The 25,543-nt window shown below is 59.2% G+C and carries 22 protein-coding genes; 9 read left to right on the top strand and 13 right to left on the bottom strand.

Annotation, left to right across the window (positions count from 1 at the left end; translation table 11 throughout):
• Window positions 1–18: 18 nt before the first annotated feature.
• Window positions 19–855 (bottom strand): CvfB family protein, encoded by an 837-nt coding sequence (locus V6F78_RS20295; RefSeq protein WP_047276046.1) that lies wholly within the window; start codon window positions 853–855, stop codon window positions 19–21.
• Window positions 856–1,200: 345 nt separating this feature from the next.
• Here V6F78_RS20295 and V6F78_RS20290 point away from each other — a divergent pair, with 345 nt between their 5' ends.
• Both V6F78_RS20290 and V6F78_RS20285 read left to right on the top strand, forming a co-directional pair.
• The gene (locus V6F78_RS20290; protein ID WP_019410559.1) at window positions 1,201–1,380 is read left to right on the top strand and encodes a hypothetical protein; all 180 of its coding nucleotides are present in this window, start codon (window positions 1,201–1,203) and stop codon (window positions 1,378–1,380) included.
• Between the two features lie 179 nt (window positions 1,381–1,559).
• A complete protein-coding gene (locus tag V6F78_RS20285) occupies window positions 1,560–2,282 on the top strand; it encodes a TorF family putative porin (protein WP_047294595.1) in 723 nt (240 codons plus the stop codon).
• Window positions 2,283–2,305: 23 nt separating this feature from the next.
• Here V6F78_RS20285 and V6F78_RS20280 read toward each other — a convergent pair whose 3' ends face one another.
• Together V6F78_RS20280 and V6F78_RS20275 are read right to left on the bottom strand one after the other, a co-directional pair.
• Window positions 2,306–2,698 (bottom strand): transcriptional regulator, encoded by a 393-nt coding sequence (locus V6F78_RS20280; protein ID WP_314398689.1) that lies wholly within the window; start codon window positions 2,696–2,698, stop codon window positions 2,306–2,308.
• Between the two features lie 140 nt (window positions 2,699–2,838).
• A complete protein-coding gene (locus V6F78_RS20275) occupies window positions 2,839–4,185 on the bottom strand; it encodes a DEAD/DEAH box helicase (RefSeq protein ID WP_047276053.1) in 1,347 nt (448 codons plus the stop codon).
• 192 nt (window positions 4,186–4,377) lie between these two features.
• Between V6F78_RS20275 and V6F78_RS20270 the strand changes: the two genes are divergently transcribed.
• A complete protein-coding gene (locus V6F78_RS20270; protein ID WP_095008410.1) occupies window positions 4,378–5,676 on the top strand; it encodes a mechanosensitive ion channel family protein in 1,299 nt (432 codons plus the stop codon).
• Between the two features lie 57 nt (window positions 5,677–5,733).
• Here V6F78_RS20270 and V6F78_RS20265 read toward each other — a convergent pair whose 3' ends face one another.
• The 3 genes from V6F78_RS20265 to V6F78_RS20255 all read right to left on the bottom strand — a co-directional run bounded on the left by V6F78_RS20265 (window position 5,734) and on the right by V6F78_RS20255 (window position 8,020).
• Entirely contained in the window at window positions 5,734–6,306 is a 573-nt protein-coding gene (locus V6F78_RS20265; RefSeq protein WP_047276057.1) for an RBBP9/YdeN family alpha/beta hydrolase, read from the bottom strand.
• A 38-nt stretch (window positions 6,307–6,344) separates the two neighbouring features.
• Window positions 6,345–7,205 (bottom strand): carboxylate/amino acid/amine transporter, encoded by an 861-nt coding sequence (locus tag V6F78_RS20260; RefSeq protein WP_047276108.1) that lies wholly within the window; start codon window positions 7,203–7,205, stop codon window positions 6,345–6,347.
• A gap of 215 nt (window positions 7,206–7,420) precedes the next feature.
• Window positions 7,421–8,020 (bottom strand): FMN-dependent NADH-azoreductase, encoded by a 600-nt coding sequence (locus tag V6F78_RS20255; protein WP_047294603.1) that lies wholly within the window; start codon window positions 8,018–8,020, stop codon window positions 7,421–7,423.
• A gap of 206 nt (window positions 8,021–8,226) precedes the next feature.
• On the opposite strand from V6F78_RS20255, the gene V6F78_RS20250 reads away from it, so the two are divergent.
• The 4 genes from V6F78_RS20250 to aqpZ all read left to right on the top strand — a co-directional run bounded on the left by V6F78_RS20250 (window position 8,227) and on the right by aqpZ (window position 12,737).
• Entirely contained in the window at window positions 8,227–9,150 is a 924-nt protein-coding gene (locus tag V6F78_RS20250) for a LysR family transcriptional regulator (RefSeq protein ID WP_047294686.1), read from the top strand.
• Between the two features lie 112 nt (window positions 9,151–9,262).
• Complete coding sequence (locus V6F78_RS20245) at window positions 9,263–9,832, top strand: peptidylprolyl isomerase (RefSeq protein ID WP_047294606.1); 570 nt, start codon at window positions 9,263–9,265, stop codon at window positions 9,830–9,832.
• Window positions 9,833–10,001: 169 nt separating this feature from the next.
• Window positions 10,002–11,834, top strand: coding sequence for an ABC transporter ATP-binding protein (locus V6F78_RS20240; RefSeq protein ID WP_047294610.1), 1,833 nt, complete (start codon window positions 10,002–10,004; stop codon window positions 11,832–11,834).
• Window positions 11,835–12,035: 201 nt separating this feature from the next.
• Complete coding sequence (aqpZ, locus tag V6F78_RS20235; RefSeq protein ID WP_047294612.1) at window positions 12,036–12,737, top strand: aquaporin Z; 702 nt, start codon at window positions 12,036–12,038, stop codon at window positions 12,735–12,737.
• A gap of 18 nt (window positions 12,738–12,755) precedes the next feature.
• Here the strand turns inward: aqpZ and V6F78_RS20230 are convergent, their stop codons facing one another.
• Window positions 12,756–13,880, bottom strand: a complete 1,125-nt coding sequence (locus V6F78_RS20230; RefSeq protein ID WP_094990453.1) for a GNAT family N-acetyltransferase — start codon at window positions 13,878–13,880, stop codon at window positions 12,756–12,758.
• A 357-nt stretch (window positions 13,881–14,237) separates the two neighbouring features.
• Here V6F78_RS20230 and V6F78_RS20225 point away from each other — a divergent pair, with 357 nt between their 5' ends.
• Complete coding sequence (locus V6F78_RS20225) at window positions 14,238–15,530, top strand: putative porin (protein ID WP_332728050.1); 1,293 nt, start codon at window positions 14,238–14,240, stop codon at window positions 15,528–15,530.
• A gap of 62 nt (window positions 15,531–15,592) precedes the next feature.
• On the opposite strand, the gene V6F78_RS20220 is transcribed toward V6F78_RS20225, so the two are convergent.
• The 5 genes from V6F78_RS20220 to aceK all read right to left on the bottom strand — a co-directional run bounded on the left by V6F78_RS20220 (window position 15,593) and on the right by aceK (window position 23,554).
• Complete coding sequence (locus V6F78_RS20220) at window positions 15,593–15,835, bottom strand: anti-sigma factor family protein (RefSeq protein WP_047294616.1); 243 nt, start codon at window positions 15,833–15,835, stop codon at window positions 15,593–15,595.
• Entirely contained in the window at window positions 15,829–16,431 is a 603-nt protein-coding gene (locus tag V6F78_RS20215) for an RNA polymerase sigma factor (RefSeq protein WP_332728048.1), read from the bottom strand. The genes V6F78_RS20220 and V6F78_RS20215 overlap by 7 nt, the downstream gene beginning before the upstream one ends.
• Before the next feature lie 56 nt (window positions 16,432–16,487).
• A complete protein-coding gene (locus tag V6F78_RS20210) occupies window positions 16,488–17,609 on the bottom strand; it encodes a beta-ketoacyl-ACP synthase III (RefSeq protein WP_047276080.1) in 1,122 nt (373 codons plus the stop codon).
• A 188-nt stretch (window positions 17,610–17,797) separates the two neighbouring features.
• On the bottom strand, window positions 17,798–21,709 hold the full coding sequence (gene hrpA, locus V6F78_RS20205; protein WP_047276082.1) for an ATP-dependent RNA helicase HrpA: 3,912 nt from the start codon (window positions 21,707–21,709) through the stop codon (window positions 17,798–17,800).
• A gap of 135 nt (window positions 21,710–21,844) precedes the next feature.
• On the bottom strand, window positions 21,845–23,554 hold the full coding sequence (aceK, locus tag V6F78_RS20200; protein ID WP_047294619.1) for a bifunctional isocitrate dehydrogenase kinase/phosphatase: 1,710 nt from the start codon (window positions 23,552–23,554) through the stop codon (window positions 21,845–21,847).
• Between the two features lie 136 nt (window positions 23,555–23,690).
• On the opposite strand from aceK, the gene V6F78_RS20195 reads away from it, so the two are divergent.
• Entirely contained in the window at window positions 23,691–24,575 is an 885-nt protein-coding gene (locus tag V6F78_RS20195) for a DMT family transporter (protein WP_048375797.1), read from the top strand.
• A 62-nt stretch (window positions 24,576–24,637) separates the two neighbouring features.
• On the opposite strand, the gene V6F78_RS20190 is transcribed toward V6F78_RS20195, so the two are convergent.
• Window positions 24,638–25,501: a DMT family transporter gene (locus V6F78_RS20190; protein ID WP_047280904.1), complete on the bottom strand. Its 864-nt coding sequence runs from the start codon at window positions 25,499–25,501 to the stop codon at window positions 24,638–24,640.
• Window positions 25,502–25,543 lie beyond the last annotated feature (42 nt).

The raw sequence follows: 25,543 nt of genomic DNA, 5'->3' as shown, positions 1-25,543 counted from the left end.
GCCCTCTTGGCAGGTGGATCAGATCAATTCGATACGGTCCGGGTGGATCGTAATCTTGCCTTCCTTGTACAACGAGCCGATGGCTTTCTTGAAGTTGCCCTTGCTCACACCAAACAGGCTGCTGATCAACTCGGGGGCACTCTTGTCGCTCACCGGGAGCACGCCATCATGTTCACGCAACTTGCCGAGGATCTTGGAGTTCAGGCTGCTGGCGGCTTCTTGACCGACGGGCTGCAAGCTGAGGCTGATCTTGCCATCGGCGCGAATCTCTTTGATGAAGCCTTTCTCTTGCTTGCCTGCGCGCATGAACTTGAAGATTTCATTCTTGTGAATCAAGCCCCAGTGCTTGTTGTTGATCACTGCCTTGAAACCCATGTCAGTGGCTTCAGCCACCAGCAAGTCGACTTCCTGACCCACTTGATAGTTGGCAGGGGTTTTATCCAGGTAGCGATCCAGACGCGCAGTGGCCGTAATACGACGCGTGTGTTTGTCCAGATAGACATGCACCACCACGTATTCGCCCGCCTTCATCTGGCGTTTTTCTTCCGAATACGGCAGCAGCAAATCCTTGGGCAAGCCCCAATCCAGGAAAACGCCGATGCTATTAACTTCCACCACTTTAAGACTGGCGAACTCACCCACCTGAACTTTTGGTTTTTCAGTGGTGGCAATTAACTTGTCATCGCTGTCTAAATAAACAAATACGTTGAGCCAATCTTCATCTTCACTGGGAATATCTTTGGGAATATAACGATTGGGTAACAGGATTTCCCCGTCAGCCCCGCCATCGAGATACAAACCAAAGTGAGTGTGTTTAACCACTTGCAAACTGTTGTAGCGACCGATTAAAGCCATGTCCAATACCCTCATTACGTGGGCGGCATTCTACCCGAGTTTGGGCGGGCACACCGAAGCGGCACCGTCCAGGCCTGAAAAAATCTGTGCCACGCCTGATTTAGCGGTATGTGCTGGCATTTCCGGCTGCCGCTCGTCAGTGCGCAGCCACTCCACGGTGGCAACCCAAGGCTAAAAAATGCCCGGCTGTTATGAATTAAAACAGCGAGTTAGCGGGTTAATAAGCCGTTCGCGATAATTATCAGCGGCGCCGATAATTATTTTACGCCGATATTTAACAAGCAATTGTCAAGCGTTTCAGGTATTATCGCTGGCCAAGTTATTTTCTACAGGTCAATAGCCGCCATGCGTGTAAAAGCATCCGCCAGCAAAGCAAAGCCAGCTCCTGCTGTTGAAACCAGTGATTCTATCAATGCACAAATTGCCGCCTTCCTGAAGTCCGGTGGCGAAATTCAGCAAATTGATAAAGGCGTCAGCGGTCAAACGTTCGGCCCGTCCAAGCAGATCACGCTCGGCAAAAAGTAATACCCCTCGCATGACCTGGTCCTCTTGCGCTTTGCCCACAAAGCGCTAGGACTACCGAGCTCTCCTCTCCTGCTTCGCCCCATCTTCGAAAAATCGACCAACGGCACCCTGTGGCCGACGCGTACCCGTATCCTCTAAGGCCTCTAGATCAAGCCTCTGAGCCCATACAGGAGGGAACCATGCTCACCCGGGCATTCATGCTGGCCAGCACCCTGTTGACCAGTACGTTAGTTGATGCACACGTTTTCTCCCGCGAGCTGGGGGACTTCGACCTCAAACTGGCCACTCAACCCAGCCGCAGCATGGCTCAGGGCCTGGTCAAACCCACCAGTGCCGGCTCCACCTTCCACGGCGGCCTGGACCTGACCCACGACAGCGGCTGGTACGTCGGCCAATGGGCGCCGACCATGGGCATCAAGCCCGGCACCAACCTCGAAGTCGACACTTACATGGGCTACAAGCACCCGCTCGATCAGACCCTGAGCTATGAACTGGGGATGATTCACTACAGCTACCCCTCACTCAGCCCCCTCGACAGCCAGCAGTTCTATGCCGGGCTGACCATTCTGGGCACCCGTTTCGGCGCGGCCTTCAGCAATGACCCGGATCGACAGGACACCACCCTGTTTGCCGACCTGGGCGTCAATCAGCCCTTCGGCATTGGCGTGAGCATGAAATACACCACCCACCAGCTCGGCACCCCGGTATCGATTGCCGAAGGCGGGAGCGTGCGCGCCTTCAATGACTGGTCCATCAAGTTCTCACGCCCCTTTATGGGCATCGACCTCAACCTGATCTACAGCGACTCCAACCTGGACGGCACGCAATGCTCGGCCTATTCGGGGCAAAACGCGCAATGTGACGGACTGGTCACCCTCAAGGCCGAGCGCGCGTTTTACTGAACCCGCGTTAAACGCAAGGTGACTCAAGCAATTTGGGGCTTTGCGGCGACGCTATCGAAGGTCTCGGGATCAAGGGGATCCACTTGCTCATTCAACACCTGTATCGGGTGCTCGCTGCCCGGATTTGAGCTGTCGATCATGCATAGCAGGCGCGATCCACGTTCCGTCAGGACAAAATTTTCACCCGTGCCGCCTTCGTCTTTGGGACGCGGCTCGATGTAGCCCTGCTTCAACAACAAGGCTTCATAATCCGAGGCCAATTTCTTCAAATCATCGAGACTGCCTAGCTTCTGGCCTTCATCAGCCATTTGAACAGCGTAATCCTCTGCATACTTACGCGGCGCGAACGGCTCGCCAGCACCGTTTTGCACTTCATGCAGAAGACGCTCAATCAGTGTCCAGTTATAAGTGGTCATCAGCTTCACTCTCCGTACGGTTGGATAAAAGATCCTTCATGAGTAGTGACTGACAAACCCCACAGACGTTCAGACGCAGTTTTACAGACGCAAAAAAACCCGGCCTGGGCCGGGTTTTTGACAGCGCTTGCGGGGGGGGGTTATTCCGCTGCCGGCGCTTCTGGCTTGCGACGCTTGAGCGGCGCCATACCGTCCTTGCTGACCAGCGACAGAGCGTCGGTCTTCGGGCGATTGGCGATCTTGCGCTTGGTAGGCGCCTTGGCGCCTGATTTCTTCTTGTCGCCTTTGGCGTCTGTCTTTTTCTTTTTCACGCCGACCGCTTTGCCCGAGGCCTTAACCTTTTTCGGTCCGCCGTACGTGCCTTTGACTTCCTTGATGGTGCGACGCTCAAAGGTTTGCTTCAGGTAGCGTTCGATGCTGGACATCAAGTTCCAGTCACCGTGACAGATCAGCGAGATCGCCAGGCCATCATTACCTGCACGGCCGGTACGGCCGATACGGTGCACGTATTCGTCGCCACTGCGCGGCATGTCGAAGTTGATCACCAGGTCCAGGCCTTCAACGTCCAGACCACGGGCTGCTACATCGGTCGCCACCAGGATCTTCACGCCGCCCTGCTTCAGACGGTCAATGGCCAGCTTGCGGTCTTTCTGGTCTTTCTCACCGTGCAAGACAAACGCCTTGTACTCCTGCGCCACCAGACGGCCGTAGATACGGTCGGCCATGGCACGGGTATTGGTGAAAACAATGGCCTTCTGATACGTCTCGTTCGCCAGCAACCAGTTAACGATCTGCTCTTTATGCTGGTTGTGGTCGGCGGTGATGATCTGCTGACGCGTGGTGGCGTTCAACTGGCTGACCTGGTTGAGCTGCAAGTGCTCGGGGTTGGTCAGCACCTTGCCAATCATGTCACGCAGGCCCGAACCACCGGTGGTGGCCGAGAACAGCATGGTCTGCTGGCGGTTAGGGCATTCGTCCACCAGACGCTGGACGTCTTCGGAGAACCCCATGTCGAGCATGCGGTCGGCTTCGTCGAGCACCAGCACTTCAACTTCCTTGAGGTCCAGATTGCCCGCGTTCAGTTGCTCCAGCAGACGACCCGGCGTACCGATCAGGATATCCGGCACCTTGCGCAACATGGCCGCCTGAACCTTGAAGTCTTCACCCCCGGTGATCAGGCCGGATTTGATGAACGTGAACTGCGAAAAACGCTCCACTTCTTTCAGCGTTTGCTGTGCCAGCTCGCGGGTCGGCAGCAGGATCAGGGCTTTGATGCTGACGCGGATTTTGGCCGGGCCGATCAGGCGGTTCAGGATCGGCAGGACGAAAGCGGCGGTCTTGCCACTCCCGGTCTGAGCTGTTACCCGCAGGTCACGCCCTTCGAGCGCGAGCGGAATGGCCGCTGCTTGCACAGGCGTAGGCTCGACAAATTTAAGCTCGGCCACAGCTTTAAGCAGGCGTTCGTGCAGGGCGAAATCGGAAAACACGGGTGCTACCTCGAAGAAATGCAAAAAATCAGCGGCATAGAGTAACGGTTTCGAGCGCTCAGGCCGAGTTTCTTTGCACCAACGGTGTGAAACAACTGCTTTTTTAGGGTCTTTAGTCCCACGTCAGCCCATAAAGCGCCGGTAAATGCTCTAATCCATGAGCCATTTACTTTTGGGGTAACGTTTTCGCTTATGGATATTCAACAACTCTGGGTTCAGTTCCAGACCCTTTGGGCCAACCTTGACGATCATCCCTGGCTGTCGGCACTGCTCGGCCTGATCGTACTGGTGAGCATCGCGCTGATCGCCGGCCACATTGCACGCATCCTCATTTTGCGCGTGACCAAGATCCTCGCTCGCCAACCGGCGCTGCACTGGATCAACGACTTGCGCGAACACAAGGTGTTCCACCGACTGGCACAACTGACGCCATCACTGATGGTGCAGTTCGGGCGCAATCTGGTGCCGGACATGAGCGACAACGGTCGCCACTTTCTCGGCAACCTGGCGCTGGCCATTACCATTTTCGTCCTGACGCGGGTCATCAGCGCGCTGCTGGACGCGATGCTCGATATTTACTCGCGCACCAATTACTCCAAGACCCGCCCGATCAAGGGCTATGTGCAGCTGACCAAAATGCTGCTGTATGTGTTTTCGGCAATCATCATCGTCGCCACCCTGATCGACCGCTCGCCAATGCTGCTGCTCTCGGGCCTCGGGGCGATGTCTGCGGTCATTTTGCTGGTCTACAAAGACACCTTGCTGTCATTCGTGGCCAGTGTGCAGTTGACCAGTAACGACCTGCTGCGCGTGGGCGACTGGATCGAAATGCCGCAAGTGGGTGCCGACGGCGATGTCATCGACATCACCCTGCACACGGTCAAGGTGCAGAACTTCGACAAAACCATCGTTTCGATTCCGACCTGGCGCCTGATGTCCGAGTCGTTTAAAAACTGGCGCGGCATGCAGCAGTCCGGTGGGCGCCGGATCAAGCGCAGCCTGTTTATCGATGCAGCCGAAATCGGCTTTCTCACCGATGAACAAGAGCAGCGGCTGGAGCAGGTGCGTTTGTTGCGCGACTACCTGACGCGTAAAAAAGCCGAGCTCAAGAGCTGGAACGAGGCCCAGGGCAACGTCGCCGAGCTGTCAGCCAACCGTCGACGCATGACCAACATCGGCACGTTCCGCGCCTACGCGCTGGCTTACTTGAAAAGCCATGCCGAGATTCAGCCGAACATGACCTGCATGGTGCGCCAGATGCAGACCACCGCTCAGGGCGTGCCGCTGGAAGTGTATTGCTTCACACGCACCACGGTGTGGGACGAATACGAGCAAATCCAGGGCGATATTTTTGACTACTTGCTGTCGGTGATGCCGGAGTTCGGCCTCAGCGTGTATCAGCAACCGAGCGGCAATGACTTGCGCAACGGGCTGCTGAACAAGCTCAAAACACCCCTGGTGGTGGCTGAAGCGGCCAACGCCGACGACTGATCGCCCTGTGCGGGCGTGCAGGAGCTGCCAGCGGGCGCTCCTGCATGGCGGGGACTGTCAGTGCCCGGCAGCCGTTTTGAATTGCGGATCGCCCGTCAATTCAAACAATAACCCCACCCCTTGTGGCCAATACCCCAGGCCACTGTCGGCATTGATATGCCCCGCATTGTCCAATGTCTCCAACCTTTTGCTGCCCCACGCCTCGCTAAAGGCCTGTGCCCGCTCAAGCGCGACAAAAGGATCGTCCGTGCTGGCGACGGTGATGGACTCAAACGGCAGCTTGTTCAGGGGCATGGGGGTAAACCCCCGGGTGCCTGACGGGTAACTGTCCGCTTCGGTATCGCTGGGCGCCACCAGCAACGCGCCTCTCACCTGCTTGGCCGCCTCCGGGTGTTCGTGTGCCCAGCGGGCAATCAGGGTACAGGCCAGGCTGTGGGCCACCAGCGCCACCGGGCGCGGGCTGGCGGTGACCTTTTCATGCAACCGCTGCACCCAGTCGTCACAGGATGGCGTCTGCCAGTCGGTCTGTTTAACGCGCTTCAAGCCGCTGAAACGCTGTTCCCAATGGGATTGCCAATGATCGGGGCCTGAATCAAGTAGCCCGGGCAATATCAACACTCTGACGGTCATCCCTGCTCTCCTCTGGATGCTGGATAGTCACCGTGACCTTAGCTGCTCACTGGCCTGCGGTCGAGGCGACTGATCCACACGGCGACGAGTATCACTAATCCACCCAAAAACAGCCGCCCAAGCGGCTCGTGCTGATTCCAGATCAACAGGTTGAGCAACAAGCCCACTGGCACATGCAGGTTGTTCATCACTGCCAGCGTGCCCCCGCTGACCAGGCAAGCGCCCTTGTTCCACCAGTACATGCCCAGCGCGGTGGATACCAAGCCCAGAAACAGCAGCACACCCCACTGCAACGGCGCGTCGGGCAGAAAGTGGGCCTTGCCGAACAGCAGGAAAGCTGGCAACACCACGGCCAGTGCGCCCAGGTAGAAATATCCGAAGCGCCGGTAGTGCGGCAGATCGCTGGGGTAACGCGCCACCAAATGTTTGTACATCACCTGCCCGGCGGCGTAGGTAAAGTTGGCCAGCTGCAGCAGCAGGAAGCCTTTGAAAAAGTCCGGGCTGATGCTGTCAAAACGAATGACCGCCGCACCGCTCACGGCCACCAGTGCCGCCACCAGCGCCCACGGGTTGAAGCGACGATTGAGCGCGTCTTCAATCAGCGTCACGTGCAACGGCGTCAAGATGGTAAACAGCAACACTTCCGGCACGGTCAGGACGCGAAAACTCAAATACAGGCAGACATAGGTAATGCCGAACTGCAACGCGCCGATCAACAACATGCCGCGCATAAAGCCCGGCTCAACCGCGCGCCAGCGGGTTAAGGGGATAAACACCAGCCCCGCCAACACCACGCGTACCAGCACTGCAAAGTAACTGTCGACATGCCCTGCCAGATACTCGCCAATCAGGCTGAAGGAAAACGCCTGTATCAGCGTAACAATCAATAAATAGCCCATTACTTTTCGCCTGCCGCCCAACGGAATGAGGGCGACCTTAGCGGTTTTCCACCGACAGCGAAATCCCGGGCAAAAAAAACCCGATACAGCTAAAAAGCTGATCGGGCTGGAGCACTCAGAAGCAAAGTGCAAAGGGAGGTTCGATGCGCGAACCGCATGCTTGAAGGAGCAATGAAGCGATTAAGCCCGCTGGCGATTACCTGCCGATTAAGGCGTCATGCAATCTCTGAAATCCGGGATCTGGCTTGGTTCAATCCTTTTTCCTGGAAGTCACCACCCAAATTCATACCCTCTGCGTGGATAAAGGTCACATCGTGGATCCCGATAAACGCCATCACCTGACGCAGATAGGGTTCTTGGTGGTCCGTGGTGCTACCCGCGTATAGGCCGCCCCGTGCCGTCAGCACGTATGCTTTTTTGCCGGTCAGCAGCCCTTGCGGCCCGGTGTCGGTGTATTTAAACGTCACACCGGCCCGCAACACGTGATCCAGCCAGGCTTTGAGGGTGCTGGGGATGGCGAAGTTGTACATCGGTGCGGCCATGACCAGCACGTCGGCGGCCAGCAATTCATCGGTCAGTTCGTTGGAGCGCTGCAACGATGCCTGTTCCGCCTCGCTGCGTTGCTCTTCAGGCTTCATCCAGCCACCCAACAGGTTGGCATCCAGGTGCGGAACCGGGTTACGCGCCACATCGCGGACCGTGATCAGGTCAGCTGGATGCGCCGCTTGCCATTGGCCGATGAACTGCCGGGTCAGTTGACGGGAAAAAGAATCCTGCTGGCGGGCACTGCTTTCGATGATCAGAACACGGGACATGATAGGTAGGCTCCATCTCTAAATGCTGTAAGGCGATGGAGTGAAGGTTAAAGGCCACGGCTTCGATGAAAAAGCGCAAATACCTGCTACAACCTATCTATAAAGTTGTTTATTAATCGTTGTGCCGGTGCGAACATCAGGCGCACGTGCCTTGGCCCAACGTGGCTACCAACGCAGTCATCTATTCATTCTCAGAGGTACTCATCGTGAAAGCGCCCCGCGTGACCCTTGACCAATGGCGCACCTTGCAAGCGGTGGTCGACCATGGCGGCTTTGCACAGGCCGCCGAAGTGCTGCACCGCTCGCAATCGTCAGTCAGTTACACCGTGGCCCGCATGCAGGACCAGCTCGGCGTGCCACTGCTGCGCATCGACGGGCGCAAAGCCGTGCTCACGGAGGCGGGCGGCGTGTTGTTGCGCCGCTCCCGGCAACTGGTCAAACAAGCCAGCCAGCTCGAAGACCTCGCCCACCACATGGAGCAAGGCTGGGAAGCAGAGGTACGCCTGGTCGTGGATGCCGCCTACCCCAACGCACGCTTGGTCCGTGCTTTGGCCGCCTTCATGCCGCAGAGCCGCGGCTGCCGGGTGCGGTTGCGCGAAGAGGTCTTGTCCGGGGTTGAAGAAGTGTTGCTCGAAGGCGTGGCCGATTTGGCCATCAGCAGCTTCAACATTCCGGGTTACCTGGGCACCGAACTGAGCGCGGTGGAGTTTGTGGCCGTGGCCCACCCCGACCATCCGCTGCATCGCTTGCAGCGCGAGTTGCAATTTCAGGACCTGGAAAGCCAACTGCAAGTGGTGATCCGCGACTCGGGACGCCAGCAACCCCGCGACATGGGCTGGCTGGGGGCTGAACAGCGCTGGACCGTCGGCAGCCTGGCCACCGCGGCGGCGTTTGTCGGCAGCGGACTGGGGTTTGCCTGGCTGCCACGGCACATGATTGAGCGGGAAATCAACGAAGGCGTGCTTAAACCCTTGCCCCTTCATCAAGGCGGTAACCGTCACCCGGTGTTTTACCTGTATTCCAACAAAGACAAACCGCTGGGGCCTGCTACGCAAATTCTTGTCGAGTTGTTACGCACCTTCGACACGGCCCCACTGGACGCCGCCTTTGCAGCGCCCATGCAAGCATGACAGCGGTGGGCAGGAACCGGATTCGGGCATATCCTGTCAAACACTCGCGACATCTGCTGTGCTGTCTGCGTGACCTTCAACCGTCACCCCACTTTTTCAGGATCACACACCCATGCTTAAAAAAATTGCCCTCGCCGCTGGCGCCCTGCTGTTTGCCGCCAACCTGATGGCAGCGACGCCTGCATCGGCCAAGGCGCCCCATGTGCTGTTGGATACCAGCTTCGGCAAAATCGAAATTGAGCTGGACCCGGTCAAGGCCCCGATCAGCAGCAAGAATTTTCTGGAATACGTCGACAGCGGCTTTTACACCAACACCATTTTCCACCGCGTGATTCCAGGATTTATGGCGCAAGGCGGCGGTTTTACGGCCCAGATGGTGCAAAAGCCGACCCGCGACCCGATCAAGAATGAAGCCAGCAACGGCCTGCACAACGTGCGCGGCACGCTGTCGATGGCACGCACCTCCAACCCGAATTCCGCCACCAGCCAGTTCTTTATCAACGTGGCCGATAACGCGTTCCTCGACCCGGGCCGCGATGCCGGTTACGCCGTGTTCGCGAAGGTGGTCAATGGCATGGACGTTGTGGACCAAATCGTCAACTCGCAAACCACCACCAAACAAGGCATGCAAAACGTGCCCATCGACCCGGTCGTTATCAAATCTGCCAAGCGCATTGATTGACCGATCGAGCCTTGCAGGAAGCGTAGACCGCTCCCCCTGAACGTAGCTGCTGCCAAACCTGCGAGCTGTTACACCTGCCGGAACAGCTCGCACGTTTGAGTCCTTGCGTGTTCATCGGGTCAGTGGTCACACCACGAAAGGAGAGCCCGCGCTGCGGGCGTCAGTGCCCATGCTTTATCGCCGTTTCGAAAAACTGATCGATATCTTCCGCGAACCGCCCACCCCGGCGCCTCCCTCGACGGTCTGGGCGTTTTATCTGTATTACCTGCGTCAGGTCTGGCCGATTTTTGCCGCCTTGCTGGTGATCGGGCTGGTGGCGGCGCTGATTGAAGTTTCCCTGTTCAGCTACCTGAGTACCTTGATCGACCTGGCCCAAGGCACGCCCAACACTGATTTTTTCAGGGTCCACAGCACCGAGCTGATCTGGATGGCCGTGGTTGCGCTGATCATTCGTCCGGTTTTTTTCGGCCTGCACGACTTGCTGGTGCATCAAACCCTGAGCCCCGGCATGACCAGCATGATCCGCTGGCAGAACCACAACTACGTGCTCAGGCAGAGCCTGAACTTCTTCCAGAACGATTTCGCCGGGCGCATCGCCCAACGCATCATGCAAACCGGCAACTCGTTGCGCGACTCATTGGTGCAAGCCGTCGACGCGCTCTGGCACGTACTGATCTACGCCATCAGCTCGCTGGTGCTGTTTGCCGAGGCGGACTGGCGCCTGATGATTCCACTGCTGACCTGGATCGGGCTGTATATCGGCGCGCTCTATTACTTCGTACCCAGGGTCAAGGAGCGTTCGGTGGTGTCCTCCGACGCACGCTCCAAACTGATGGGCCGCATCGTCGATGGTTACACCAACATCACCACCCTCAAATTGTTTGCCCACACCAATTACGAGCAAGAGTACGCGCGCGAAGCCATCGTCGAACAAACCGAAAAAACTCAACTGGCCAGCCGTGTCGTGACCAGCATGGACGTCACCATTACCGCCATGAACGGCCTGCTGATTGTCAGTACCAGCGGTCTGGCCTTGTGGTTGTGGAGCCAGTCGCTGATCAGCGTCGGCGCCATTGCCCTGGCCACCGGCCTGGTGATTCGCATCGTCAACATGTCCGGCTGGATCATGTGGGTGGTCAACGGCATCTTCGAGAACATCGGCATGGTTCAGGACGGCCTGCAAACCATTGCTCAGCCGTTGGCCGTCACCGACCGCGAAAATGCGCCCCGCCTCACCGTCACGCGCGGCGAAGTGCGCTTTGAGCATGTGGATTTCCACTATGGCAAACACAGCGGGATCATCAGCGACCTGAACCTGACCATCAAACCCGGCGAAAAAATCGGCCTGATCGGCCCTTCAGGCGCGGGCAAATCAACGCTGGTCAACCTGTTGCTGCGCTTGTATGACCTGCAAGGCGGACGCATCCTGATCGACGATCAGAACATTGCCGAAGTGACACAGGAAAGCCTGCGTGAACAAATCGGCATGATTACTCAGGACACTTCGTTGCTGCACCGCTCCATTCGCGACAACTTGCTGTATGGCAAACCGGATGCCACCGACGACGCGTTGTGGGCCGCCGTGCACAAAGCGCGAGCCGACGAGTTCATCCCGCTGCTGTCCGACGCCCAGGGCCGCACCGGCTTTGACGCCCATGTGGGCGAACGCGGGGTCAAATTGTCAGGCGGCCAGCGCCAGCGGATAGCCATTGCGCGGGTGCTGCTGAAAAACGCGCCCATCCTGATCATGGACGAAGCCACCTCAGCGCTGGACTCCGAGGTTGAAGCGGCCATTCAGGAAAGCCTTGAAACCCTGATGCAAGGCAAAACCGTGATTGCCATTGCCCACCGGCTGTCCACCATCGCCCGCATGGACCGTTTGGTGGTGCTGGACAAAGGCCGCATCGCAGAAAGCGGCACCCATGCCGAGTTGCTCGCCCACGGCGGTTTGTACGCACGGCTTTGGCAACATCAAACGGGGGGATTTGTCGGCATCGACTGATCCAAACCAACCGCTCCTGTAACCCCCCTGAAACACATCGCCAGCGCCCGGTTTTAAAGGGCTCTGGCTTTTTTTTGGGCAATGGAAAATCCGCTGCCGCCTGCTGTAATGAAAAAAGGATTCGGAGGAATTCTGTCGTCAAACATGCAGGATGCACCGAGTGATCACTGATAGATCAAGCCATCTATCCAGGACCCTGACATGAACCTGTTCAAACGCTCCATCACAGAGTTGATCGGCACTTTCTGGTTAGTCCTTGGCGGGTGTGGCAGCGCGGTACTCGCCGCTGCTTTCCCCGATGTCGGCATCGGATTGCTCGGCGTGGCGCTGGCATTTGGTCTGACAGTACTGACAATGGCCTTCGCCATCGGCCATATCTCCGGCTGCCACCTCAATCCCGCCGTATCCTTGGGGTTGTGGGTGGGCGGACGCTTCCCGGCCAGGGAGTTGCCCGCCTACATGGTGGCCCAGGTCATTGGCGGGATCATTGCGGCCAGCGTGCTGTACTTCATCGCCAGCGGCAAACCGGGTTTCGATCTGGCCGTCAGCGGGCTGGCCGCCAATGGCTATGGCGAACACTCACCCGGAGGCTATTCAATGATCGCCGGGCTGGTGTGCGAATTGGTCATGAGCGCCATGTTTATCCTGATCATCATGGGCGCCACCGATAAACGCGCACCGCCCGGATTGGCCCCCATTGCCATTGGCCTGGCGCTCACGCTGATTCACCTGATCTCAATACCGGTGACCAACACCTCGGTCAATCCGGCCCGCAGCACCGGGCCGGCGCTGATCGTCGGCGGCTGGGCGATCCAACAGCTTTGGATGTTCTGGGTGGTGCCACTGGTGGGCGCGGCCATCGGCGGGCTGACCTATCGCTGGCTGGGCAAGACCGACAACTGAGGTGCAACACGGCGAGGCTCAGGCCTGCCGATAAGGCAGCGCCGACCTCGCTTGTTCCGCATACGCCAGCACGCCTTCGCGCTCGCGTTCCAGAAAATCGCTGACCGCAGCTTTCAGGCCCGGGTGCCGCAGGTAATGCCAGGAACGTGTGATGACCGGCTCAAAGCCGCGGATCAACTTGTGCTCACCCTGGGCCCCCGCATCGAAGCGCTCAATACCGTGGGCGATGGCGTACTCCATCCCCTGGTAAAAGCACGTTTCGAAGTGCAGGCGATCGAACTCGGCCAGGCAGCCCCAGTAGCGGCCATACAGGCTGTCGCCTCCCAACAGACTGAACGCCATGGCCACCGGTGAAGCGCCCTGCTTGGCCAATACCACGCGAATGGCCTCGGGCATGCGCTCGGCCAACAGGCTGAAAAACGCGCGGGTCAAATACGGCGTCTGTCGACGCACGGCGTAGGTGTGCGCATAGCAGGCGTAGACAAAATCCCACTGCGCCTCGCTCACCTGATGACCTTCCAGCCACTCGAACGTGAAACCCTGCGCGGCGACCTGTTCGCGCTCCTTGCGCATTTGTTTGCGCTTGCGCGAGCTGAGCGTGTCGAGAAAGTCCTGAAAGTCGCGATACCCGCGGTTTGGCCAATGGAACTGGCAGCCCAGGCGTTGCAACCAGCCGGCTTGCTCCGCCAACGCGCTGTCTGCCAGCGCATCGGTAAAGTTGATGTGCGCACTGGACAACCCTTCGATCTCCAGATAGCCCGGCAACGCCGCCAGCAACTCACGCCCTTGCTCGGCGCTGGCAGCTAAAAGACGCGGGCCGCTCACGGGGCTGAAAGGCACGGCAGTCAACAGCTTGGGGTAGTACTCGATACCCGCCCGCTCACAGGCGTTGGCCCATTCGTGATCGAACACGTACTCGCCATAGGAATGCCATTTGCGATAACTGGGCAATGCCGCCTGCAAAGTGCCGTGCGCGTAATGCAACAGGTGCTCGGGCTGCCAGCCGGACTGCGGGTTCAGGCTGCCACTGTCTTCAAGCGCGCTGAGAAAGGCATGACGCAAAAAAGGGTGGGACGTGGGGACCAGTGCATCCCATTCAGGGGCGCTGATAGCCGACAGACTGTCCAGACGATGTAACGGCATTGAGGGGCTCCGGCACGCGCTTCAGAGCGGCGATGGTATCACCCCGCCCGCCTTTGAAAACGCCCTTCGCCGCCTCATGCCCGGCAGCACCTGCACACAGCACGCGTGCCGGCGCGGCACTTCAGCCCACCGGAACGCCTGCCAACCGGGGGCTGGAGCGGTGTCACAGACTTGCTATCACCCTGCCACTTTTCTGTCATATCCAGCCGCGATACTGGCGCCGCTTCTTAGAGCGCGGGGTTATGAGTGGACGGCTGCCAACACGCCCATAACACACTCGCCCCGCACCCATTTTGAGCCCGAGAAGGGCCGTTTTTCCTGGGATGGTCATCGCCATCCCACCACTGGGAGATTCATATGCGTCTTGTATCTACACGGGTTGCGGCGGGACTATGTGGCGGCCTGGCGTTAGCCATGAGTATTCCGGCCAGCGCCGGGGTCGATGCCAAACTGCTGGAAATGCTCAAGGCAAACGGTTCCATCTCCCCTGGCCAATACGCCGAGTTGCAAACCGAACTCGCCAGTGAAAAACAGGCTCAGCAGGAAGCTGCCGCCCAACAGGTCAAAAAATCCGACCTCAGCGCGTTTGAACAAAAAGTGGCATGGGCCGCCAAGACCGAGTTCAAGGGTGACGTGCGGGTTCGCCATGAGAACATCAAGATCGACGGTGAGTCAGACGGCAAAAACAAGGACCGCCAGCGTATTCGTGCACGCCTGGGTGCCTACACCCAGATCAACCCGCAGGTGAACACCGGAATTCGTATCGCCACTGGCGGCGGCGACGATGCTCGTTCGACCAACCAGGACCTGGACAACTATTTCGACAAGAAACAGCTGTGGCTGGATCAGGCCTACATCGACTACCACCCGACCGCGGTCAAGGACCTGCACCTGATTGGCGGCAAGATGCCACAACCGTGGGTGAGCACCGGTGATGTGATCTGGGACAGCGACATCAACCCTGAAGGCGTGGCCGCTACCTACAAGCACAACCTGGGCAACAGCGGCGTCGAAATGTTCGGCAGCGCGGGTTACTACACCCTCAAGGACAACGTCGACGGCGAAGGCGTGCAGTTCCGCCACGACCTGAGCATGTATGCCGGTCAATTGGGCACACGCTTCGCACCGACCGACAGCCTCAAAGTGACCTTGGGCGGCAGCGTTTACGGCTACAAAAACGACGATGACAGCAAGTGCCCGACCACCGGCACCAAAACCACGCCGTGCGCCCTGGCCGTCAATGGCAACAGCACCAGCGAGTTCCGCCTGTATGAAGGTTTCGGCCAGGTCGACATCGCCAACCTGCCACTGCCGCTGTCGCTGTACGGCCAGTACGTGCACAACGCCGCCACCGACAGCGATCAGGACGATGCCTGGCTGGTGGGTTTCAAGAGCAAGCTGAACGCCTTCAGCCTGGACTACAACTACCGCGACGTTCAACGTAACGCCGTGGTCGGGGCATTCACTGACTCCGACTTTGCCAACGGCACGACTGGCTCGCGTGGCCATAAGGTCAAACTGGGTTACGAAATCGACAAGAACTTCGGTGTCGGCGTGACGTACTACCTGACCAAGGCCGACTACGCCACCACGACCCAGAAAGACGCGAACACCAACACCCTGCAACTGGACGTAGAAGCCAAGTTCTAATCCACGCTTGAATCAAAGAAAGGCGCCGTCGATCCCCTTCATCCGTCGACGGCGCCTTGTCTTTAGTCCCCTTTTTGGTGACGCGACCGCTCACGCACCATTCGCTCAACCGTCGCCTCAAGGTCCGCTGGCGGGGCCTGCGGCAAGTGTTTGAGGGTGGCATTGAGCAACCGCATTTGCTTGATGAACCGACGGCAGTTGGGGCAGAACAGCAAATGATGGCGCACCAGCAGCCGCTCACGAAAGGTCAACTGGCCATCCAGATAATCACTTGAACGGGCAACTTGCTGTTTGCAGGTCAACATTCACCGGTTTCCTCGAAATGCTCCACCGTCGCGAAGACTTTAAGCCGGGCACGATGTATCAGCACCCGGGCATTAGAGAGCGTTATCTGCAGAAGATTACAAATGTCTTCCAGCGCCAGCCCTTCGCGCTCGCGCAACACCAGCACACTGTTTTGCAACTGAGGCAGGCTGAGCAAGGTGTGCTCAAGGCACTCACGCAGTTCGTCCTCCGTCAACAAGGCTTCCGGGGTGTCCTGATGCCAGGCAAAAGGCGCCAACAGCCAATGGCCATCACTGGAGAAACGGTCATCGTCAACACAGCCGTGGGGCGATGGCAGGTCATCGAGCAACACTTCGCGCCGATTCTGTTTGTAGCGATTTTTAGCCGCGTTGGCCGTGATCGTCAGCAACCAGGTTTTCAGGCTGGATCGACCTTCGAACCCGTCCAGATTGCGCACCACCGACAACCAGGCGTCTTGCACCGCTTCGTCTGCATGACGACTGCCGACAATCGCGTACGCCACGGCACGCATGGCACTTTGATAGGTGCTGACCAGCTCGCGAAACGCCCGGTCATCACCCGCCAACAGGCGGGTGAGTAATTCAGAGTCAGCCATCAGGCCTCACATCATCAGGGCCGCTGCCCTATCTGGACAACGACCCTGCAAGGGGATTAACGCTTGCGCAGAATCACGCTACCGATGGAGTAACCCGCACCGAACGAACTGAGAATGGCCAGCGCGCCGTTGGGCAAGTCATCCTGGTACTTATGGAACGCAATCACCGATCCCGCCGAACTGGTGTTGGCGTAGGTATCCAGAATCACCGGCGCTTCTTCGACCGAGGCTTCACGGCCCAGCAGGCGCTTGACGATCAGGTGGTTCATGCTGAGGTTGGCCTGGTGCAGCCAGAAGCGCTTCACGTCGGCCACGTCCAACTGGTTTTCTTCGAGGTGCTGCCCGATCAGCTCGGCCACCATCGGGCACACGTCACGGAACACTTTGCGCCCTTCCTGCACGAACAACTTGTCCGGGCTGTCGGCAGGTTCGTCCGAAGCACGGTTCAGGAAGCCGAAATTATTGCGGATGTTGTTCGAAAAGGTTGTCAGCAATTTGCTGCTGACGATATCGAACTGATGCGCCGAAGTCGCCAGGTCAGCGCGCTCGATCACCACGGCCGTCGCCGCATCACCAAAGATGAAATGGCTGTCACGGTCCCGGAAGTTCAGGTGGCCGGTGCACACTTCGGGGCTGATCAGCAGCACGGCGCGGGCCTGGCCCAACTGCACGCTGTTGCTGGCGGTCTGGATGCCGAAGGTCGCGGACGAGCAGGCGACGTTCATGTCAAAACCAAAACCCTGAATGCCCAGTGCGTGTTGCACCTCGATGGCAATGGCCGGGTACGGGCGTTGCAGGTTGGAGCACGCCACGATCACGCCGTCGATATCGGCTGCGGTTTTGCCTGCGCGCTCCAGCGCCTGCTGTGCCGCGCCGACCGCCATTTCGCAGAGCACCGACATTTCGTCGTTGGAACGCTCCGGCAGGCGCGGGCGCATGCGCTGCGGGTCAAGGATGCCGTCCTTGTCCATCACAAAACGGCTTTTGATGCCGGAGGCTTTTTCGATAAAGGCCGCGCTGGATTCGGCCAGAGGCTGAATCTCACCGGCCTCGATGGCAGCCGCGTGTTCGGCGTTGAACTGTTGCACATAGGTATTGAAAGACTGCACCAGCTCTTCGTTGGAGATGCTGTTGGCCGGGGTATACAGGCCGGTGCCGCTGATGACGACGTTATGCACGGTCGTTCCTCTGTTCTGTTCAAGCAGAAAATATTGGCACTTGCGTACCAAATCATAAAAGGACTCACCCCGGACAAACGGGGGGTGAAGTGCCTTGGATCACATACGTGTCTGGACTTAATAGCCGCGAAGTTTGCCATAAAAGGCAACATTTGCGTTATCGCCGCATCGACGGCCGGAGGCGCGTGTCACGCCTCCACCTGGCTCCACTGTTTGCTCAGGCGCTTGTCAGAAATCGGCACCTTGGTGCCCAGTTGCTGGCCGAACAGCGACACCCGGTATTCTTCCAGCCACCAGCGGTACAGCTCCAGTTGCGGATCGCGCTTGCCTTCTTGCGCATGCTTGGTGGCGCGGGCCTGATACTGCGCCCACAGCCCACTCAATTCGCCGCTCCACACCCGATCTTTTTGCACCTGGCCCGGCAGTTTCTCCAGGCGCAGTTCAATGGCCTTGAGGTAACGCGGCAGCTCCTTGAGCCACATCGCGGGGGTTTCCCGGACAAATCCGGGGTACACCAAATGGCTCAGTTGCTGCTTGATGTCATTCAACGCCACGGCCTGGGCCAGGTCGATCTTGCCTTTGAAGCGCTTTTGCAGACCGTGCCACAGCTTGAGGATGTCCAGCGTCAGTTTCGCCAGTTTCTCGGCGTGTTCCGTCCAGCCGGCGCGCTTGCGTTCGGCCAGTGAAGCCAGCCCGGCGCCATCACGGGGCAGCACGGCCTCGCCTTCAAGAATGCAGCTGTCGAGGCTGGCCAGCAGAATGTCTTCGACCAGACTTTCAACCCGTCCCAGCTCGCGGTACAGCAAGCCCAGTTCGGTCAGCCCCGGCAATTTGCCCCGCAGGAACTTCGCAGGTTCGGCCAACTGCTGCATCAGCAAGCGCTGCAAGGCGCGACGGTGCTGGTATTCGGCCTCGGCCGGGGTCGAGAATCGACCTTCCTTGACCGTGTTGCCCTCTTCGACCAGCGCCGGGTACACCGTCATCGACAAACCGGCAATCTTTTGCTGGGTTTTCTCCGCCACCGGGGCAAAGCCCCTGGCCTGCACCGGCTGTTGACTTTCGGCGCTCTGCGGCACCGCCAGAGCGGCTTGGCTGGCTTCAGCAAAACGCGCGGTCAGCTCGGCCAAATCGCGGCCTTCGCCAAGGAACTTGCCATGGGCGTCGACGATTTCCAGGTTCATCCGCAGATGACTGTCGACCTGCTGCGCCGCCTCGGCCCACGCCTCATCACTGACCCGCACGCCTGTCATGCGCAACAGTTCACGCCCCAGCGCCTGGGGCAACGAACCCTGACCAAACTCCATACGCTGCAACGCAGCCTTGACGAAGTCCGGCACCGGCACGAAGTTTTTGCGCAATGCCTTGGGCAGGCTGCGCACTAGCGCGATGCACTTGGCCTCGATCATCCCCGGCACCAGCCACTCCAGGCGCTCGGGCGGCAGCACGGGCAACAGCGGCGCGGGCACTTTGACCGTCACGCCGTCACGGGGGTGGTTCGGCTCAAAGTGATAACTGAGCGCCAGCGTCAAATCCCCCAGACGCAATGTGTCCGGGTAATGTTGGGCGGTGATTTCAGTGGCCTCGCGGGCCAGCACGTCTTCTTCGCGCATGATCAACAGCTGCGGGTCTTTCTGACTGTTGACCCGGTACCAGCTGTCGAAAGTCGCGGTCTGATGAATCTCGGCGGGCAGGCGCGCATCGTAGAACGCAAACAGGGTCTCTTCGTCCGCCAGAATGTCACGGCGCCGGGCCTTGGCTTCCAGCTCGTCGAGCTGTTCCAGCAACCGGGCATTGGCCGCCAGGCACTTGGCCCGCGACTGGATCTCACCGCGCACCAGCCCTTCGCGGATAAACAGCTCACGGGACAGCACCGGGTCAATCGGCCCGTAATGGACGGGGCGACGGCCCACCACGATCAAACCGAACAGCGTGATTTGCTCAAAGGCCACCACTTGCCCGCGTTTTTTCTCCCAGTGCGGCTCAAAGTAATTCTTTTTGACCAGATGCCCGGCCAGCGGCTCGATCCAGTCCGGCTCGATCTTGGCCACCATGCGCGCATACAGCTTGGTGGTTTCCACCAGCTCGGCGGTCATCAGCCATTGCGGGCGCTTTTTGCCCAACCCCGAAGACGGGTGAATCCAGAACCGACGCTGACGCGCGCCCAGGTAATCACCTTCTTCGGACTTCTGCCCGATCTGGCTGAGCAACCCCGACAACACGGCCTTGTGCAGCTTGGGGTAATCCGCCGGTTCTTTATTGACCGACAGTTGCAGGTCACGGCAGATCAAGCTCAGTTGACGGTGAGAATCGCGCCACTCGCGCAAGCGCAGGTAGTTCAGGAAATTCTTGCGGCACCAGTTGCGCAGCGGGCTGGCGGTCAGCGCCTGGCGCTGCTCTTCAAACCCGCGCCACACATTGATCAGCGCGGCAAAGTCCGAGTCCACATCCTTCCATTGCGCGTGGGCCTGATCGGCCGCCTGCTGGCGCTCCGGCGGACGCTCGCGCGGGTCTTGCACCGACATCGCACTGGCCACGATCAACACTTCCTGCAAGCTGCCGAGCTTGGCCGCTTCAAGCAGCATGCGCCCCATGCGTGGGTCGACCGGCAGGCGCGCCAGTTGGCGGCCCAGCGGCGTCAGCTGGTTTTCGCGGTTGACGGCGGACAGCTCCTGCAACAGGTTGAAGCCGTCCGTAATGGCTTTGCCGTCTGGCGGCTCGATGAACGGGAACGCCGTAATTTCCCCCAGACGCAGGTGCAGCATTTGCAGGATGACGGCCGCAAGGTTGGTACGCAGAATCTCGGGATCGGTAAATTCCGGGCGCCCGTTGAAGTCTTCTTCGGCGTACAACCGCACGCAGATACCCGGCTCAACCCGCCCGCAGCGGCCCTTGCGCTGATTGGCGCTGGCCTGGGAAATGGCTTCGATCGGCAAACGCTGGACCTTGGCCCGGTAGCTGTAGCGGCTGATACGTGCGGTGCCGCTGTCAATCACATAACGAATGCCCGGCACCGTCAGGGAGGTTTCTGCGACGTTGGTCGCCAAGACCACACGGCGTCCGGGGTGCGACTGGAAGATCCGCTGCTGCTCGGCCGGTGACAGTCGTGCATACAACGGCAGGATTTCTGTGTGTTTGAGCTGGGCCTTGCGCAACATGTCGGCGGCATCGCGGATTTCGCGCTCGCCGGGCAAAAACACCAGCACGTCGCCGGGGCTCTTGCGCTCATGGCGCTCGTGGGCGGCAATTTCGTCCAGCGTCGCAATGATCGCCTGATCGACGCTCAAATCCTCTTCGACGCTGTTGCCCTCCTCGTCCTGCTCGGCGGTCAACGGGCGATACCAGGTCTCGACCGGGAACGTGCGGCCCGAGACTTCCACAATCGGCGCATCGTTGAAGTGTTTGGAGAAACGCTCCAGATCGATGGTGGCCGAGGTAATGATGACCTTGAGGTCCGGACGCCGGGGCAGCAGGATTTTCAGGTAACCCAGCAAAAAGTCGATGTTCAGGCTGCGTTCGTGGGCTTCGTCGACGATGATCGTGTCGTAGCGTTCGAGGAAGCGGTCGTGCTGGGTTTCGGCCAACAAAATCCCGTCGGTCATCAACTTGATCAGCGTGTTGGAATCGCTTTGATCCTCAAACCGCACCTGATAGCCGACCAATGCGCCCAACGGCGTCCCCAGTTCCTCGGCCACGCGACTGGCCACGCTGCGCGCGGCGATACGCCGGGGCTGCGTATGGCCAATCAAACCGTGCTGACCGCGCCCGATCTCCAGGCAGATTTTCGGCAGCTGGGTGGTTTTGCCCGAACCGGTTTCACCGGCCAGAATCAGCACCTGATGCTTGAGCAGCGCGGCCTTGATCTCATCGCGCTTGGCGGCGATCGGCAAGTGTTCGTCATAGCGAATCAACGGCACACTGGCCGCCCGCGCCGTCACCTGCGCGCACGACGCCTCGACCCGCGCCACCCAGGCCGCCAGCTTGGCGTCGTCCGGTTTTTTGCGCAGCTCATGCAACTGCCGACGCAGCGTGTGGCGGTCGGCAATCATGGCGTGATCAAGGTTTTTCAACAGCTTGTCGATAGCAGGCGATTCGTCAGTCATCAGGTGCGTAACAGTCTTGGTAAAGGCAGGGGGCGGATTGTCGCAGATTTAGGGGCCCAAGCACGAATCTGTAGCACGACGACGCTCAATTGCGCGTATCCGGGAGGTGTCAAGAAACGCCTCCCCTGCGCAGCATCATCCCCGCCGCCGATAAGGAAACACATCGATCACCTTGCCCGACGCGATGGAGGCTTGCAGGCCTTTCCAGTAATCGGCGTCGTAGATTTCACCGTGCAGCTCGTCGAACAAACGGCGCTGGCTGGCATCGGCGAACAGGAACGGCGGAAACTCTTCGGGGAACACGTCCAGCGGACCGATGGAGTACCACGGCTCGCTGGCCATTTCGTCTTCCGGGGTGCGCGGCTGGGGGATGTGGCGGAAGTTGGCTTCGGTCAGAAAGCAGATTTCGTCATAGTCGTAGAACACGACGCGGCCATGGCGGGTGACGCCAAAGTTTTTCAACAGCATGTCGCCGGGGAAGATGTTGGCCGCCGCCAGTTGTTTGATCGCCAACCCATAGTCGTCCAGGGCTTCGCGGATTTGCGCAGGGTTGGCGTTTTCCAGGTACAGGTTGAGCGGGGTCATGCGCCGCTCGGTCCAACAGTGGCGAATCAGTACCGTGTCGCCTTCCACCTCGACCGTGGACGGCGCCACGTCCAGCAGCTCGGCCAGGCACTCGGGCTCGAACTGGCTTAACGGGAAACGGAAATCCGCAAATTCCTGGGTGTCGGCCATGCGCCCGACCCGATCCACGCTTTTGACCAGCCGGTATTTTTCAATGACCGTGGCCCGGTTGACGTTTTTGGAGGGTGAAAACGTGTCCTTGATCAGTTTGAACACGGTGTTGAAGCCCGGCAGGGTGAACACGGTCATGACCATGCCGCGCACGCCGGGGGCCATGATGAAGCGGTCATCCGTGGTGGCCAGATGGTTGATGAGGGCGCGGTAGAACTCGGACTTCCCGTGTTTGTAAAAACCGATGGAGGTGTAGAGCTCGGCGATGTGCTTGCCCGGCAGGATGCGTTTGAGAAAGCCGACAAACTCGGCGGGCACTGGTACATCGACCATGAAGTACGAACGGGTGAAGGAGAAAATGATCGACACTTCGGCTTCGTCGGTGATCAAAGCGTCTATCTGAATGCCCCGTCCTTCGCGGTGCAGCAGCGGGATCACCAGCGGCCATTGCTCGTCACGGGTGTAGAGGCGCCCTACCAGATAGGCCCCCTTGTTGCGGTACAACACCGAGCCAAACAGTTCGATGCTCATGTCCGGGTCTTTGCACACCCAGTCGGGCAGGCTTTCACGCAGGTGTGCTTCCAGCCTGCGCACGTCCCCCGGTAAATCGGCGTACGCCTCACTGAACGCGTAGTCGCTGAAGATCTGCGTGAGCGTGAGGCTTAACTGCCCGGCGGGGCGATACGTGCGGGTTTGTGCGGCCCGCGGCTGACGCAAGGCCGGGCGCGTGGTGTGAATGAACATGCAGTCGTCGCTGATCAGGTCGTGGCTGAACAGGCTGCAAAACGTCGAGTTGTACCAGGTCTCGGCCAGCTCATCGTCCAGCCGCGGATCAATCAGGCGGATGTACGCGTGCTTGACCAAGGGCCACTGGCTGGCATCCAGCAAACCCTGTTCAGCGAACGCCGATTGCAACCGCTGGCGGACCTGACTGACTTTTTGTTCATAGAGGTTGATCCGTGCGGCGGAAGCCTCCTGCGCGTCCTGCCACAGCGCGCTTTCAAACCGGGCGCGGGCGCCGTCGGTGATTTGCCGAAAGTGCTCACGGTAATCATCGAAGCCATCGAGAATCAGCGTTGCGATGGCGTCGGCCGGCCAGGTACGGGGCATGGGGAAAACCTCTGCACGAACGTCGTGGATGTTGTTATGCGCCTGAGCTTAGAGGCCAATTGTTACCGGACGCAACCATTGCCTTGCGCGCAGCATCCCCTACACTGCCCGCCACAAAACCTGTAAGGAAACATCCGTGAGACTTGTCGATATCGTGCGCATGCTGTCGCTGGCAGGCATTTGGGGCGCCAGCTTTTTATTTATGCGGATCATCGCACCGGTTCTCGGCTCCATCCCTACTGCTTTCTTTCGTGTGTCCATCGCGGCCACCGGATTGTTGGTGATGCTGACGATGATGCGTGTCAGCTGGAATTTCGGCGGCAAATTCAAAGTGGTGCTGATCCTCGGGGTCATTAACTCAGGCATACCGGCCACGCTGTATTCCGTGGCGGCCCAGGTGCTGCCTGCCGGGTATTCAGCCATTTTCAACGCCACCACGCCACTGATGGGCGTGCTGATTGGCGGCCTGTTTTTCAGTGAAAAACTCACGCCGACCAAAATGGCAGGGGTGTTTTTGGGCCTGTTGGGGGTGGGCATTCTGACCCGGGCAGGGCCTGTCGCGTTTGACATGGACTTGCTGATGGGCGCCCTCGCCTGCTTGCTGGCCACCACTTGCTACGGCTTCGCTGGCTTTTTGGCGCGCCGCTGGCTGGATCAGCAAGGTGGGCTGGACCCGCGTCTCTCGGCGCTGGGCAGCATGCTCGGGGCCACGCTGTTTCTGCTGCCGCTGTTTGCGGGCAGCCTGATCCATCAGCCACCCGCCAGTTGGGGTGGTACAAGCGTGTGGTTGTCGCTGCTGGGGTTGGGCCTGTTGTGCACAGCGTTTGCGTACATTTTGTACTTCCGCCTGCTGACCAGTATCGGTCCGGTCAAGTCCATGACCGTGACCTTTATGATCCCGCCGTTTGGCGTGCTGTGGGGCGCACTGTTTCTGGACGAGCCGCTCTCGATGGCGCACGTGTATGGCGGGCTGTTGATCGCCGTGGCGCTGTGGCTGGTGCTCAGGCCCGGACGGCCTTGATACCGTGACTCAAGCAAGCTGCGAAGAAGGCCGCATTGCCCCTTCGCAGCCCGGCTCAGCGGTTACGCGGTTTTACGGAACACGAACATCAGGCCCACGATGATCATGGCCATGCCCAGCAGGCTCAACGCCGCGAGGGTATTGCCGAAAATCAGGTAGTCCATCACGGCTGTGACGGCAGGCACCAGGTAAAACAGGCTGGTGACATTGACCAGGTTGCCCCGCGCAATCATCCGGTACAGCAACAAGGTGGCCAGCACCGAGACCACCAGCCCCATCCACAACACCGGAATTACAAAGCCTGCGCTGTACTGGACGTTAAAGGGTTGAAACGGCACGAACACCGCGCACACCACCAGTCCGGCAAGGTACTGCAATGGCAAGGTACCCAACGGGTTATGGGTGATGCGCTTTTGCATCAGGGTGCCGAACGTCATGCTCCCCAGCGCCAGCACCGCGAACAGCATGCCTTGCCATGACATGCCCGCCAGCCCGATGCCCTGGTACACCACCAGAATCAGCCCGGCCAACCCCAGAAACAGCCCCAGCAGTCGGCTCCAGCAAAGGCGCCGCTCCAGGATCACAGCGGTCAGAATCGGCTGGACGCCCATGACCGTGGCCATGACGCCCGGCGTGATGTGAAGCGACAGCGCCAGCATGTAAAAAATCTGATAGGCGCCCAGCAAGACCGCCCCGGTGGCCAATGCATACCGCACCGCCCGGGCCCCGCGCGGCCGCTGGAGTTTGAGCAAGGGGATCAACAGCACCAGCGCCAGTAACGCGATGGCAAAGCGGATCAATAAAAACGCAAAGGGCGACGCGTGGGCCAAGCCCCATTTGGAGAAAATCGCGCCGCTGCTCCACAGCAACACAAACACACACGTGGAGGCAGCCGCCAGCGCGGCATCTTTTGAGATCGAATACATGAGTTACACCTGTCATCAGGCAAAAAAGGCCACTCAGCCAAG

Origin of the sequence: Pseudomonas sp. ESBL9 (assembly GCF_036668715.1) — a bacterium.
Taxonomy (GTDB): domain Bacteria; phylum Pseudomonadota; class Gammaproteobacteria; order Pseudomonadales; family Pseudomonadaceae; genus Aquipseudomonas; species Aquipseudomonas lundensis.
The sequence above is the reverse complement of the archived record's forward strand: the minus strand, read 5'-3'. Positions and strand labels throughout refer to the sequence as shown.